Genomic DNA, 14,093 nt, shown 5'->3' with positions numbered 1-14,093 from the left:
ACGGACGCCGCCGGGCCCGCCCCGACCCGCGGCGGAGGCGCGTACACCGGTTCCTCCTGCTCACGGGCGGGTTCCGGCGGGCGCCGCGCCCGTGCCCCGCGGACGACCCGACGGCACCGCCGGGGCGGGGCGCGCGCCGCGTCGTCAGCCCTCCGGGTTCGCGCGGGCCGCCGCCTGGTCCGCGTAGCCGTCCAGGTTGTTCTGCCGGGCCCGGGCGATGCCGAGGGCGCCCGCGGGGACGTCCTTCGTGATGACGCTGCCGGCGCCGGTGTACGCGCCGTCGCCGATCGTGACGGGCGCGACGAGCGTCGTGTCGACGCTCGTCTTCACGCCCGCGCCCACCGTGGTGCGGTGCTTGCGGTACCCGTCGTAGTTCGCGGTGATCGTCGCGGCGCCGAGGTTCGTGCCGGGCCCGACGTCGGCGTCGCCGATGTAGCTCAGGTGCGGGACCTTCGAGCCGGCGCCGATGTCGCTGTTCTTGATCTCGACGAACGCGCCGGCCTTCGCCTTCTCCCGCAGCACGGTGCCGGGGCGCAGGTAGGAGAACGGCCCGATCGTCGCCCCCGGCTCGGCGGCGGCGCCGAGGACGTGGCTGTGGAGGACGGTGGCGCCGGCGCCGATCGTGGCGTCGATCGCCGTCGTGTGCGGGCCCACCACCGCGCGCTCCGCGATCGTCGTGCGACCCCGGAGGACGCAGCCGGGCTCGATCACCGCGTCGGCCTCGATCACGACGCCGTCGTCGATCACGGTCGACGCCGGCTGGACGATCGTGACGCCGGCCCGGAGATGGGCCTCGTGGATCCGGGCCTGGGCGACCTCGCGGACGACCGCGAGCTCCGCCCGGTCGTTGACGCCGAGGACGATCTCGGGCGTCGGCGCGCGGTGGGCCCCGACCCGGTCGCCGTCGCCGCGCAGGATGCCGAGGACGTCGGGGAGGTAGCGCTCGCCCTGGGCGTTGCCGTCGCCGACGCGCGGCAGGGCGTCGAGCAGGCGGTCGCCGGAGAAGCAGTAGACGCCGGCGTTGACCTCGCGGATCAGGAGCTCGTCCGCGGTCGCGTCGCCCGCGACCTTCGTCTCGACGATCTTCGTGACGGCACCCGAGGCGTCGCGGACGACGCGTCCGAGCTGGCCCGGGTCATCGAGCTCGGCGGAGAGGACCGTGGCGGCGTTGCCCTCCGCGGCGTGGGTCGCCAGGAGCGCGCGGACGACGTCGCCGGTGACCAGCGGGGCGTCGCCGGTGAGCACGACGACGGGCGCACCGGGGTCGACGGCGGCCAGCGCGGCGGTGACGGCCCCGGCGGTGCCGTCGCCGTGGGTGTCGGCGTGCTGCTCGACGATCTCGACGCCGTCGGGCAGGTGGCCGTCGAGGACGCGCGCCGGCTGGTCCACGACGACGGTGCGCCCCGCCCCGGCGTCGCGCGCGGCCCGCAGCACCCAGCCGATCAGCGGCACGCCGCACAGGTCGTGCAGGACCTTCGGGGTCGCGGATCGCATCCGCGTACCGCGGCCGGCGGCCAGGACGATCACGGTCGGGGCGTGCTCGGTGCTCACAGGCCGCAGGGTATGCGACGAGGCTGGGGAGCCCGGATTCGAACCGGGACCGAACAGCTCCAAAGGCTGACGTGCTGCCGTTACACCACTCCCCAGTGGCCGGTCCGACAGTCTGGCGCACCCGACCGCCGGCCGTCTACTGCTCCCGCCGGGCGGTCGTCGGACGTGGTCGGCGGGGTCTCCCGGTGCCGGAGGACCCCGCCGCGGGTCACCTCGCGCCGCGTCGCCGCAGGACGAACGAGCGCTGCACGTCGACGTCGGCGCCGGAGATCGAGACGCGGATCGTGCGCTTCGCCTGGGCGGAGGTGAGCCGGACCCGGACGTGGACGGTGATGCCCTTGCCCGAGCGGACGTTGGAGACCGACGCGACGCGACGCGACATCGCCACGCCGGTCTTCCTCGCTAGGCGGACCTTGAGGCTGCGGGCGTCGGCGTCGCCGCCGTTGCGCAGCCGGATCCGGACGTCGTAGGACCGACCGCGCCTCAAGCGCTTGGGGATCCCGTAGAACCGGACCGAGATGTCCGGCGCGGCGCCCCCGTCCGGGCCGTCGTCGGGGGGCGGGCAGCCGTCGCCGACGTCCCCCGCGCCCTGCGTCCGCACGGCCCCGCCGGACGTCGCCGAGTACCCCGTCACCGGGATCTCGCCCGTCCCCGGGTCCGTCCCCGTCGTCGGCACGTCTCCCGGGGAGCAGGGATCCGTCGGACACTCCGCCTCGGTGGTGCACACCGGCGGGTTGCACGCCGGGTCCTCCGGGAGGCACGTCTCGGGCGGCAGGCACGTCGGGTCGTCCGCGGCGCACTCCGTCGTGGGCGGCGTGGTCGCCCGCTCGGCCATCGGGACCGGACCGAGGGAGTCCCGGAGCGTGTGGCTCGCACCGGCGCCGTAGACCCGCACGGCGAAGCAGTCGATGTTCTTCTTGCCGGCGAGGGCCTCGTCCGACACCTTCGTCGTGATCGTGCCGACCTCGGTGTAGTTCAGGCTGCCGTTCTTGCGGACGTTGCCCGCGTTGCCGTACAGCTGCGCGGTCTTCTTCACGACGTTCGTGCGGAGCGTCAGCTCGGTCGCGCACGCCCCGCCGGGCTGCGTGGTGCCGAACTGGACGTCGACGTCGCCCTGCGGCTTGGCGGCCATCTGGACGGTGGCCCGCATCGAGCCGGTGGTGCGGCTGAAGGCGGCGTTCGCGGACACCACGTCCAGCGCCTTCGAGGGGGCCTCGTTCGGGGGAGCGTCCGCGGCCTCGCCCTCGACGCGTCCGGACGCGGCCGACGCTCCCGGGGCGGCGACCGCGAGGGTCAGCAGCGCTGAGAGGAGGACGACGCCGCGTCGCAGGACGGGGATCGGGGACGCTGATGATCGGGGCACGGACGGGCTTCCTGGGACGGACGGTGGTGCGGTGCTCGCCGCGGATTGAACCGGACCCGGTCGGCGATCGCGAGCGGTTCTCACGATCGGCTCACGAGGCCCGCCCGGTCCGGTCAGTCGCTGTCGGGGTAGAAGTTGGTGTCGTTGAGCAGGATCCCGCCGGTGGCCGGGTCGGGCCGTCCCTGCGTGTTCCGGTCGATCCCGATCGTCTGCACCCTCACGGTCCCGTCGGCGTAGGCGAACCGCGCGCGACCGGCGGAGAGGATCTCGTAGGTGCCGTGCTGGTTCGGCGGGAAGCTGCTGACGTTGACGTACGGCACGCCGGTGCCGGAGCCGCCGGAGCTCGAGATCGAGCTGGAGGCGCGGGCGAAGGTGCCGTCCTGGTTCAGGGCGAGGCTCTCGCTGTAGGTCGTGCACCCGAGGACCAGGCCGCAGAGCCCGTTGAACCCGCGGTGGATCAGGTTGACCGCGAAGCGGGACCCGGCCTTCGGGACGGCCAGCTCCGTCAGCCGCACGTCGTCGAGCTCGAGGGCGCCCTTCCGGAACGTGCCCCGCAGGTCGCCGACGCGCAGCGTCCCGGTCCGCTCGTTCAGCGTGTAGGCGACGCAGCCGTCCCCGGTGGGCTTCCCCTCGTCGTTCAGCGTGGGCTTCGGGCCGGTGCACCTCGGGAGCCCGCCCTGGGGCAGCCCGACGTAGGCCCACTTCCCGTCGGTGAACCAGACGCCGCGGTTGTCCCACGCCCGGTCGGTGTGGCTGACGAAGCCCCACCAGTACCGTCCGGCGAGCGGCCCGCCCTTCCCGGCGGGGGTCGGCTTCGGCGCCGCGACCTTCCGGCGCAGGACGATCGTCGCGGCGGCGGTGAGCTTCGAGGAGCCCGTCACGCCGACCTTCACGGTGCGCTGCGGCAGGGACCCGGTCATGCGGACGCGCACGCGGGTGCTGACGCTCTTCCCGACCTTGATCGAGCGCCACGACGCGGTGCGGGAGCGCAGCTGGACGCCCGACAGCCTCGCGGCCGACAGCCGGACCTTCGTCGCCTGCCTCGTCCCGACGTTCTTCACGCGGACCCGCGCCGCGTACCACCGGCCCTTCGCGACGGTCCGGGGGACGCCGGTGACCGTGACCGCCAGCTTCGGGGCCTTGGGCGGAGACGGGGCCGGGACCGGTGGCGGGGCGGGGACGGGAGCGGGTGCCGGGGTCGGCGGCGTCGGTGCGGGCGGCGGCGTCGCGGTGGTGACCCTCCCCCAGCCGTTCGTCTCGGTGACGATCGCGTCGCCGCTCTTCACCCGGGCCCAGAAGCACCGGTAGCCGAGGCCGACGAGCTGCGGCGCGGTGCTGGTGACGGTCACGCGGGAGCCGTCGGTGGTGCGGGTGGCCCCGAACTGCGCGCCCGACCCCGACTCGCCCGCGGCGGCGTCCGTGCCGCCGAGCGCCGTGGCGATCAGGGCCTGGGGCGCCGCGCAGGTCGAGCCGTCCGGCGTCCCGAGGTGGATCGTGACGACGGCCGTGTCGCCGGCGGCCGGAGCCCCCGCCATGGTGACCGTGCCGGTGAGGGTCCCGGCGGCGTCGTCGTAGGAGACCGCGAGGTCCGAGATCGTCCGGCCGGGCGGTGCGCCGCCGGCGGGGCCACCGGCAATCTGGCCGGTGTGGACGGCGGCGCCCGCGGCAGGGGCCGCGACGAGCGCGGTCGCGGACGCCGCCAGCACGGTCGCGGTGCGGCGGCCGACGCGCGGTGCGGTCGCGGGACGGTGGAGCGGTGATCGGGGGCCCATGGCCGTGTCCTCCGGGGGAGAGGTGACGCTGGGTGGACGGGGACGGCGCGAGTGTTTGCGCGCCACCTATTCTGCAGCACCCCCGGTCCGGGCGCCACCGGGAACCGTCGCGGCGCACTCCGGGCTGGCCCCGAGACCCTCCGCGTGCTCCGACACGTACGTCGGCGCTCCCACCGATCGGCTCCGGGCGCTCCCGGAGACGACCGGGTCAGTCCCAGGTGATGCTCGTGCCGACCGGCCCCGGCGGGTCGGCGGCGACCAGCGGGATCGCGCGCTCGAGCACCGCCGAGAACGAGCCCGTGCTGCGCCCGATCAGCTCCATCAGGGTCTCCACCGGCGTCGCGACGTCGCTGATCCCGTTGGCGTAGTCCGTCTGGAAGCCGATCAGCGCGTACGGGATGCCGGCCTCGCCGAAGAGCGTCGTCTCCGGACCCGCGGTCTGGCTGACCGCGGTGACGCCGGCCGCGACCAGCCCCCTGATCTCCGCCCGCGTGTTGAAGCGCGGCCCGTCGACGTGGCCGTAGCACCCGCCGTCCCGGACCTCGAGGCCGGCGTCGCGTGCCGCCGTCAGGAGCGCCCCGCGCAACGGCGCCGAGAACGGCTCCTCGAACACCCAGTGGCCGCGCCCGGGGGCCCCGGGCTCCGTGTGGAGCGTGCACAGGCTGCCGTCCGCGAGGCGGTTCTGGAGGAAGTGGAGGTCGTCGAAGACGAGGAGGCTGCCGAGCTCGGCGTCCGGGTCGCAGGTGCCGCAGACGGTGACGGCGAGGACCGCGTCGACGCCGAGCTCCCGGAACGCCAGGACGTTCGCGCGGTGCGTGACCTGGTGCGACACGAGCTCGTGGCCGTCCCGGTGCCGGGCGAGGTGCACGACCTCGACGCCGCCGACCGTCCCGACGGTCACCGGGACCGGGCCGTCGGTGGTCTGCACGGTCCGGCGCTCGCCGTCCAGGCCCTCCAGCGCGTAGGTGCCCGAGCCCGTGACGATGCCGATCCGCATGCGGGCGATGCTACGACAGCGCCGGCCGGGGCCCACCGGGGCCCTCGCCCGGCCCCGGTCCGCTCACCTGGCGGTGCGGCGGGTGCCCGACGCCGGGCGGCGCGGGCGGGGCTCCCGCTCGCCGAGCGCCGGCCCGTCGTGCTGGCCGAGTCCGAGGACCCGCATCGCCTTCAGCCCGAGGCTCAGGCGCTCGCGGCCGTCGCTGGACGTGACGTCGAGGCCGCAGAGCTCGCGGACGCGCTCCAGGCGGTAGCGGACGGTGTGCCGGTGCGTGAAGAGGCGCTGCGCGGCGGCGGCGACGGAGCCGTCGGCGTCGAGGTAGGCCGTGACGGTGCCGACGAGGTCGGTCTCGTACTGCGCGTCGTACGCGGCGAGCGGCTCGATCGTCTCGGCGTAGAAGCGACGGAGCTCGTCGGGGTTCTCGCTCATCGCGGAGAGCAGCAGGCGGTACGCGCCGGTCTCCTCGAAGCCGAGGACCGCGTTCTCCGGGTCGCCCTCGCTGACGTTGCAGGCGAGGAGGGCCTCCTGCACGGCCCGGGGCAGGTCGGCCGGCTGGTCGGTCGCGCGGCCGTGGCCGACGGAGACCCCGTGGCCGGGGAGCACGCCGTCGAGCTCCGTGAACGCGGCCTGCGCGGCGCGGGACACCGCGTCGTCGGAGCCGCCGGGGATCAGCGCCACGACCTCGCACGCCGGTCCGGGGCGCGCGAGGCCGCCGACGAGGGAGCTCGGGCTGACCGCGCGGGCGCCGCGCTCCACGGCCGCGAGGGCCCGGGCGCGCCAGCCCTCGTCGCCGGCGACGTGCGGGTGGACGCGGACGACCAGGGCGCCCGTGGTCTCCGTCAGGTCGAGTCCGAGCTCCTGACCGCGCTCGACGATGGTCGGCCCGTCGCTGAAGGAGCCGTCGAGCAGCCCCGAGCAGAACGCCGCGGCCTCCTCCTGGCTGGCCCGGGCGGGCGCGCGGACGCGCTCGACCTCCAGCGCGAGCACCGTCAGCACGAGCGCGAGGACGCCGGCGTCCGGCTCGCCGCGGTGCTGGAGGACCGCGCTGCCCGCGGTCTCCCCCGCCACCGTCAGCGTCAGCGACTCGAGATCGCCGCGGACGGCGAGGAGCCGACGCTCCTCGTCGCGGGAGCGGGCCGCGACGGCGAGGACCGCACCGCCGCGATCGGCGACGACGAGCCCGGCGTCGAGGGCCCGCGCCACGGCGCGGGCGAGGGCCGGTAGACCGGATCCGGAGGACACGGCCTCGGCGATGGCGTCGAGCGGTCCCGCGTCACTGACCACCGGCGAGTCGGGCGGATTCACACGAGTGATCGTAGCGGTGGGGGGCCGGCCCGCCCCGGGCCCCCTCCTGCGTGCGGGCGCGCACACGAGGCCCGACGCCGCAAGGGGCGGGCGCGCTGGACCCGGCCCGGGTCAGCTGAGGAAGCGGTCCACGAACTGCAGGCCGACGTAGATGCCACCGATCGCGAACGCCCAGACGACGACGAGCGCGAGCACCCCGGCCGCGCTGCGCTGCCACCACGTCGGGTACATCCGGACGACCGGCACGAAGATCAGGCCGACGACGGTGACGAGCGACACGAGCGCGCCGATCCCGACCACGAGGTAGGTGACGAGGTCCCCGTTCATTGCTCGGGAGTGTGACGGATGTGCCCGACGACGATCGCGACGACGCCCACCACGGCGAGGATCGCCGCCGACAGGCCCGCCCCCGCGAGGACGTCCGACAGGTAGGCGGTCCGGAGGACGAGCGGCGCGGTGCAGATCAGCGCGGCGAGGATGACGGCGAGCCCGGTCAGCCCGACCCGGCCGGGGATGCGGCGCACGACGGGGCTGACCGCGAGGGCCACGGCGACCCAGACGACGGCGGCGACGGCGACGGGCGAGGGGAAGCTCGAGCCGGAGACGTCCTCGAGGGCGCCCGGCGGCGGGAGGCGGTCCTCCCCCGCCCGGACGATCGCGCCGACGCCGAGCGTGACGGCGGTCGCGGCGACGAGCGCGATCGCGGCGCCCGCGCGACGGCGGCCGACGAGGAACGCCGCCGCCAGCGCGGCGAGTCCCGCGACGACGGGGTAGGAGCCGAGCACGACCCCGATCCGGGAGAGGTCCTCGGCGGGGCCGAAGGTCAGGCGCTCGACCCAGTCCAGGGTGCTGACGTCGCCCGTGGTCAGCCCGGTCGGCCCGCGACGGTCGAAGGTCTGCTCGAGGCCGAAGAACGCGAACGCGCCGACGCCCCCGACGGCCACGAGCGTCGTGACCTCGAGCCCGAACCCGCCGGGCGTGATCCGTCGCCAGAGGAAGCGCGCCGGCCCCGACACCGGCCGCCACACCGCCAGGAGCATGCGCCCCCACCGGGTCGTCTTCGCCTCCTCGATCCAGGCCGCGGCGCGGTCGCGGTTGCCCTCGACCCCGAGCCAGTGGAGCGTCGCGACGATCGCGACGGCGATCGCGATCACGGTGCCGAACGCGAACGCGCCCTGCTTGACCCACCCCAGCAGGCTGTCGAGGCTCTGCCAGAAGGCGTATCCGAGCGTGACGAACAGCGCCGACCAGAGCCCGCTGCCGATCACGGCGTAGGGCAGGAACCGGCGCCAGGTGACGCCGCTGGACCCGAGGATGAACGGCGCGACGGCGCGGACGAAGCCGATGAACCTGCCGATCACGATCGCCTTGCCGCCGTGCTTGGCGAGGAACGTCTCGACCTGCGTCAGGCGGTCGGCCGTGATCTTCACCTTCGGTCCGTGGCGCTCGAGGAAGCCGCGACCGAGCTTCCGCCCCAGGCCGAAGCTGGCGGCGTCGCCGAGGAAGGCGGAGAACCAGACGATCGTCAGGAGCAGGCCGTAGCTCAGCGTCCCCTCGCCCGAGAGGACGCCGCCGAGGATGACGAACGTCTCCCCCGGCGCGACGAGCCCCACGAAGGCGCCGGTCTCGAGGAACGCCAGGACGCCGACGATCGGGTAGCCCCAGTGCCCGACGGCGTCCCCGACGTCGCCGACCTTCTCCTGGAGCGGCAGGTCCTCGAGCGACGGGATCGTGACGATGCCCCCGCCGACGACCACGCCGATCGCGACGGCGACGACGGTCAGCGGGAGCGCCCAGCCGGGGGCCTTGCCGCGGCGGCGGAAGAACCAGTAGAGCCCGGGCGCGAGGACGACGAGCGACAGCCACAGCGGGGCGACGGCCGCGAGCGGGACGGAGGACCCGGCGAGCGCGCTCACGCCGGCACGGCCTCGATCGGTGCGCCGGACGTCGGCAGCGCGACGAGCGCGTCGACGCCGTCGGCGGCGAGCCTGGCGGCGGCGGCCTCGGCGGCCTCGGCGTCGGGGAACCACCCGACGGTCGTCGGCCCGGAGCCGCAGACCAGCGCGGGCGCCGCGCCGGCGTGACGGAGGGCCTCGAGGTGCGCGCCGACGACGGGGGCGAGCGACACCGCGGCGGCACCGAGGTCGTTGACGGCCAGCTCGGCCGGGTACGTCGCCCCGTGCGCCCCGACGGCGCGAAGCGCGTCGAGGACCCGCACGCGCCACGCCTCGAGGTCGTCGGCGGTCCGCGGCGGTCGCAGGGCGTCGGCCTCGCGGAACACGCTCGGGGTCGAGAGCCCGACGTCCGCGGGGACGACGACGACGGCTCCCGGGAGGTCCCCGTCGAAGCGCTCGAGGCGCTCCCCCGCGCCGGCGGCGAGCGCCAACCCGGGCTCGAGGCCGTGCGGGACGTCGGCGCCGAGCCCGGCGGCGAGCTCCTGCAGCAGCGCCGCGTCGCCGCGACCGCTGAGGTGCGCGGCGAGCCGCAGGACGGCGGCGGCGTCGGTGGAGCCGCCCGCCATCCCCGCGGCGACGGGGATCCGCTTGACGATCCGCACGGTCAGAGGCGGGGCGTCCCAGCCGGTGGCGGCGCGGAAGTCGCGCAGGGCGCGCAGCGCGAGGTTGTCGCCGTCGACGCCGGGGCAGTCGACGTCGTCGGCCGGGGCGCCCACGGGTGCCGGGACCAGCGCGACGTCGTCGGCGAGCGTCAGCGACTGCATCACCGAGGTCAGGTCGTGGCGGCCGTCGTGCGGGCGGACCGGTCCGACGAGCAACGTCGCGTTGAGCTTCGCCGGCGCGATCGTCCGCGCGCCCGTGCCGACCGGCGGCGGGACGCTGCTCACGCCGCCCGCCACGCGTCGATCGCCCCCACCGTGGCGTGGTCGCCGTCGGCGTCCGCGACGGCGCGCGCCAGGTCGGCGAAGCCGAGCGCGCCAGGTCGGCGAAGCCGAGGGCCGGCACGCGCTCGGCGCGGACGTCGAGCGGCAGGCCGGCGGCCTCCAGCGCCACCTTGATCGCGTCGCGCCGCGCGTTCTGGGCGTCCCGGGGCGCGCCGAGCGACACGGACTTCGCGAGGACCTTGCGGCGGTGGAGGAAGGCGGCGTTGATCAGGTCGCGGACCGGCTTCGGCGCCGGGGGCCGCACGCGGCGCAGGCCGAGCAGGACGCTGTCGACGTTCGGGACCGGCGAGAAGATCCGGCGCGAGACCGCGCGCAGGACCTTGACGTCGCACGAGAGCTGCGCGAGGGCGGACGGGGCGCCGTAGGCCTTGGTGCCGGGCGGCGCGGCGAAGCGCTCGCCGACCTCCTTCTGCACCATCGCGACCCAGCGGTCGCACGTCGGGAGCTCGGCCACGGTCCGCAGGATGACGGTCGCGGCGACGTTGTAGGGCAGGTTCGACACGCAGACCGTCGGCGGCGGGTCGTAGGCGGCGTAGTCGACCTTCACGGCGTCGCCGAAGTGGAGCTTGATGCGATCCCCGCCCGCCCACGGCGCGAGGGCCTCGAGCAGTGGCGCCTCGAGCCCGCGGTCGATCTCGACGACGTGCAGTCCGGAGACGCGCGCGGCGAGGTGCTCGGACAGCACGCCGAGCCCGCCGCCGACCTCGAGCGCGACGTCGTCGTCGCGCAGCTCCGCGAGCCGCTCGATGACGCCGAGGATGTTGTCGTCGACGAGGAAGTTCTGGCCGAGCTCGTGCCGCGGGCGGATCCCGTGCTCGCCCATCCGCCGGATGCTCGGCTGCACCGGGCCGCCGGGGCCGGCCAGGACGTCGGCGACGGCGGCGGCCTCCGCGGCCTCGCGGGCGGCGCGCTCGGTGGCGGCTGCCGGCCGGTCGTCGCTCACGCGTCCCACCCGAACACGCGGGCGGCGTTGGCCGTCACGGCGGCCTCGAGCTCCTCGTAGGACTGCCCGCGCTGCGCGGCGACGAAGCGCGCGGTCTCGGTGACGTACGCGGTCTGGTTGCGCTCCCGGCGGCGCTTCTGCGGCGTGAGGTACGGCGCGTCGGTCTCCACGAGGATCCGGTCGTCGGGGACGGTCGCGGCGGCGAGCGCCAGGTCGGCGTTCTTCGGGTACGTGACGTTGCCGGCGAACGAGACGTACCAGCCCTGCTCGAGGCACTCGTGGACCCGGGAGGGCATCGAGAAGCAGTGCAGGAGGACGACGACGCCGTCGGCGTGCTCGCGGAGCGTGGTGATCGTCTCGTCGTCGGCGGCGCGGGTGTGGATGACGAGCGGCTTGGCAGTCTCCCGCGCGATCTCGATCTGATCGCGGAACGCGGCGCGCTGGTCGTCGCCGGGCGCGCCCTCGCGGAAGAAGTCGAGGCCGGTCTCGCCGATCGCGGCGCACCGCGGGTGCGCCGCGAGCTCGCGCAGGTCGGCGCCGGCCGCAGCGTCATAGCCGGTCGCGGCGTTCGGGTGCCGGCCGACGGCGGCGAAGACCTCGTCGAAGGTGTCGGCGGCGGTGAGCGCGGTGCGGTTGGACGCCTCGTCCATCCCGACGGTCAGGATCCGGCGGACGCCCGCCGCGCGGGCGTTGCCGACGAGCTCGTCGTTTCCGGGCTCGCAGGAGTCCAGGTGCGTGTGGCTGTCGATCACGCCGCGGCCCGGTCCTTCGGGAACAGCGGCGCGAGGTCGCCGACCGCGCCGGCCGCGCCGGTGCCGAGCTCCGCGCCGGACCAGGCGAGGTCGGGGACGTTCAGGGCGTCGAGCAGGACGACCGTGCTCGACGGCAGCCACGGGTGCAGGAGGACGGCGAGCACGCGCACGCCCTCGACCAGGGTGCGCAGGACGCGGTCGAGGTCGGCGGTCGCGCGGGTCAGCTCGTCGGGGTCGAAGCCCTCGGAGGTCGGGTCGACCTTCTCGGCCTTGGCGAGCGTCCAGGGGGCCTGCTCCTCGACGAAGCGGTTCAGCAGGCGGACGCGCTCCCAGATCGCCTCGAGCGCCTGGCTGATCTGCCCGTCGTCGAGCATGCGCGAGACCGTGTCGCCGAGCCCGGCGAAGGACGCTGCCACGACGGGGTCGACCGCCACGTCGGGGACGACGCTGTCGCGGTAGCGGCGGACCATCGCGGTCGAGCGCGACGCGAGGTTGCCGAAGTCGTTGGCCAGCTCGGACTCGTAGCGGAGCTTCAGGCCCTCGAGCGACACGGAGCCGTCGCTGCCGAACGCGACCTCGCGGAGCAGGTAGAAGCGCACGGCGTCGGCGCCGTACTGCTCGATCGCGTCGAACGGGTCCAGCACGTTGCCGAGCGACTTGCTCATCTTCGTGCCGCCGACCAGGAGGAAGCCACCGACCATCACCCGGGTCGGGACCTCGAGCTCCGCGGCCATCAGGAGCGCGGGCCAGTAGATCGTGTGGAACTTCAGGATGTCCTTGCCGATGACGTGCGTCGCCGGCCAGTGGCTCGCCGTCAGGTCCTCGCCGTCGCGGCCGAAGCGCAGCGCGGTGACGTAGTTCAGGAGCGCGTCCCACCAGACGTAGAAGACGTGGTCGAGGTCCCACGGGACCTCGACGCCCCAGGTGATCTGGTTGCGGCTGAGCGAGACGTCCTGCAGCCCGCCCTTGATGAACGCGAGGGCCTCGTTCCGGCGGCTCTGGGGGACGACCCAGTCCGGCCGGTCGGCGTAGAGCTGCTCGAGCCGCTCCTGGAACGCGGAGAGCTTGAAGAACCAGTTGGTCTCGGACTCGCGCAGCAGCGGGACGCCGTGGATCGGGCAGGTGTTGCCCTCCGCGATCTCGGACTCGGTCTTGAAGTCGGCGCACTTCGGGCAGTACCAGCCCTCGTACTGGCCCTCGTAGACCCAGCCGTTCTCCTTGACCGTCGTGAGGATCTCCTGCACCGCGGCCTTGTGACGCGGGTCGGAGGTCCGGATGAAGAAGTCGTTGGAGGACTCCAGCACGGGGCCCATCGCCTGGAACTTCGGGGCGTTCTCGTCGACGAGCTCCTGCGGCGTGATGCCGCGGTCCCGGGCGACGTTCGCCACCGGCTCGCCGTGCTCGTCGGTGCCCGTCAGGAAGAAGACGTCGTCGCCGCGCTGCCGGTGGTTGCGCGCCAGGACGTCGGCCACGATCGTCGAGTACGCGTGGCCGAGGTGCGGCGCCGCGTTGACGTAGAAGATCGGGGTCGTGACGGAGTAGCCCATGCCGGACGGAGGGTACCGGCGCGGGGTCGGCGGGCCGTCCGGGCACGGAGTGCCCGTTCACCCGCGGCGAGACCGGTTCGAGTCCGTCGCCCGTCGCAGGTCCGACCAGGGGCGTACCCCGGGCACCGCGAGGGTCTTCGGCATCACCGCGCCCCGGAGCGCACGACCGACGAGGACCTGCGCCGACGCCTCCGCACCCCGACCGCCCCCGCCGGCAGGCCGAGCGCCCCGACGGCCAGACCGATCCACGCCACGACCGGCGTGTCGGGCCCGGTCGCCGGCACCCCGGTGACCACGGGTGCGGGCACCAGGTTCGGTACGCCCGACGGCGCACGCGCCGGCTCGACCGCAGGGGCCGCCGTCGGCGCGACGCGCACGGGGGCCGGCTCCGGTGCGCCGCGCGGCGTCCGGGGCGCGGGTCCGAGCGGCGCGAACCTGCGCGACGCCCCGGGGTCCCGGAGCAGCGGCAGCGGGTCGACGTAGCCGAACGGATCGTCCGCGCGACGGACCCCGAAGGCGACACGCAGGCCGGTGGCGCGACCGACGGTCGTACCGGCCCCGACCGTCCTGCCCCTGCGGACGCCCGAGGCCCGGACGCCCGAGAGGGTCACGGACCAGGCTCCGCAGCGCACGGACACCCCGGAGCCCCGCGGCAGCCGCCCGGCGTGCGTCACGCGGCCCCGGCAGGGTGCGCGCACGACGACGCCCGCGACGGTCCGCAGGCGGACCACCCGCCGCCGCCCGCGTCGGAACGGCGCGGCCCGGTCGTAGCTGAACCGGGTGAGCACCGGGCCCTCGACGGGGCGGACGAGCGGCGGCGGATCGACCACGCACCGACCGTAGGCCGGGCCGGAGGCCGCGCACCGGAACGCCTCGTTCCGGCACGCCGACGGCACGTGTCCGGTGCACCGCGGCACGGAGCCGCAACCTCCGGCGGCGGGTCCCTCCGGCGGCGGCCGCCTCC

The 14,093-nt window shown here is 75.3% G+C and carries 10 protein-coding genes, 1 tRNA gene and 1 pseudogene; all 12 read right to left on the bottom strand.

Annotated elements, in window-relative coordinates; all coding sequences use genetic code 11:
* Positions 1-144 precede the first annotated feature (144 nt).
* Positions 145-1,551 carry a bifunctional UDP-N-acetylglucosamine diphosphorylase/glucosamine-1-phosphate N-acetyltransferase GlmU gene (gene glmU, locus PATMI_RS0113810; RefSeq protein ID WP_026911314.1) on the bottom strand — a complete coding sequence of 469 codons (1,407 nt, stop codon included), beginning with the start codon at positions 1,549-1,551 and terminating at the stop codon, positions 145-147.
* A 23-nt stretch (positions 1,552-1,574) separates the two neighbouring features.
* A tRNA-Gln gene (locus PATMI_RS0113805) sits at positions 1,575-1,646 on the bottom strand.
* A 113-nt stretch (positions 1,647-1,759) separates the two neighbouring features.
* Complete coding sequence (locus tag PATMI_RS0113800) at positions 1,760-2,914, bottom strand: hypothetical protein (protein ID WP_026911313.1); 1,155 nt, start codon at positions 2,912-2,914, stop codon at positions 1,760-1,762.
* A 113-nt stretch (positions 2,915-3,027) separates the two neighbouring features.
* Positions 3,028-4,686 carry a hypothetical protein gene (locus PATMI_RS37945; protein WP_026911312.1) on the bottom strand — a complete coding sequence of 553 codons (1,659 nt, stop codon included), beginning with the start codon at positions 4,684-4,686 and terminating at the stop codon, positions 3,028-3,030.
* Positions 4,687-4,894: 208 nt separating this feature from the next.
* Positions 4,895-5,683, bottom strand: coding sequence for an MTAP family purine nucleoside phosphorylase (locus tag PATMI_RS0113790; protein ID WP_026911311.1), 789 nt, complete (start codon positions 5,681-5,683; stop codon positions 4,895-4,897).
* Positions 5,684-5,746: 63 nt separating this feature from the next.
* Positions 5,747-6,988, bottom strand: coding sequence for a PucR family transcriptional regulator (locus PATMI_RS0113785; protein WP_026911310.1), 1,242 nt, complete (start codon positions 6,986-6,988; stop codon positions 5,747-5,749).
* Between the two features lie 111 nt (positions 6,989-7,099).
* Entirely contained in the window at positions 7,100-7,315 is a 216-nt protein-coding gene (locus PATMI_RS0113780) for a hypothetical protein (protein ID WP_026911309.1), read from the bottom strand.
* Entirely contained in the window at positions 7,312-8,904 is a 1,593-nt protein-coding gene (locus PATMI_RS38255) for a DedA family protein (RefSeq protein WP_051471618.1), read from the bottom strand. The genes PATMI_RS0113780 and PATMI_RS38255 overlap by 4 nt, the downstream gene beginning before the upstream one ends.
* Positions 8,901-9,830: a 4-(cytidine 5'-diphospho)-2-C-methyl-D-erythritol kinase gene (locus tag PATMI_RS38250; RefSeq protein ID WP_245604321.1), complete on the bottom strand. Its 930-nt coding sequence runs from the start codon at positions 9,828-9,830 to the stop codon at positions 8,901-8,903. Before PATMI_RS38250 ends, PATMI_RS38255 begins: the two co-directional genes overlap by 4 nt.
* Before the next feature lie 145 nt (positions 9,831-9,975).
* Positions 9,976-10,710, bottom strand: a pseudogene (gene rsmA / locus PATMI_RS38245) (16S rRNA (adenine(1518)-N(6)/adenine(1519)-N(6))-dimethyltransferase RsmA); the annotation flags it as partial.
* A 116-nt stretch (positions 10,711-10,826) separates the two neighbouring features.
* A complete protein-coding gene (locus PATMI_RS0113750; RefSeq protein ID WP_026911306.1) occupies positions 10,827-11,582 on the bottom strand; it encodes a TatD family hydrolase in 756 nt (251 codons plus the stop codon).
* On the bottom strand, positions 11,579-13,129 hold the full coding sequence (gene metG / locus PATMI_RS30070) for a methionine--tRNA ligase (protein ID WP_036725843.1): 1,551 nt from the start codon (positions 13,127-13,129) through the stop codon (positions 11,579-11,581). The genes PATMI_RS0113750 and metG overlap by 4 nt, the downstream gene beginning before the upstream one ends.
* Positions 13,130-14,093 lie beyond the last annotated feature (964 nt).

The organism is Patulibacter minatonensis DSM 18081 (assembly GCF_000519325.1).
Lineage (GTDB): Bacteria > Actinomycetota > Thermoleophilia > Solirubrobacterales > Solirubrobacteraceae > Patulibacter > Patulibacter minatonensis.
The sequence above is the reverse complement of the archived record's forward strand: the minus strand, read 5'-3'. Positions and strand labels throughout refer to the sequence as shown.

Bases quoted from the DNA above. Each gene is read 5' to 3' on its own strand.
- PATMI_RS37945 (WP_026911312.1), bottom strand. From the start codon at position 4,686: ATGGGCCCCCGATCACCGCTCCACCGTCCCGCGACCGCACCGCGCGTC.
- PATMI_RS0113790 (WP_026911311.1), bottom strand. From the start codon at position 5,683: ATGCGGATCGGCATCGTCACGGGCTCGGGCACCTACGCGCTGGAGGGC.
- PATMI_RS0113780 (WP_026911309.1), bottom strand. From the start codon at position 7,315: ATGAACGGGGACCTCGTCACCTACCTCGTGGTCGGGATCGGCGCGCTC.
- metG (WP_036725843.1), bottom strand. From the start codon at position 13,129: ATGGGCTACTCCGTCACGACCCCGATCTTCTACGTCAACGCGGCGCCG.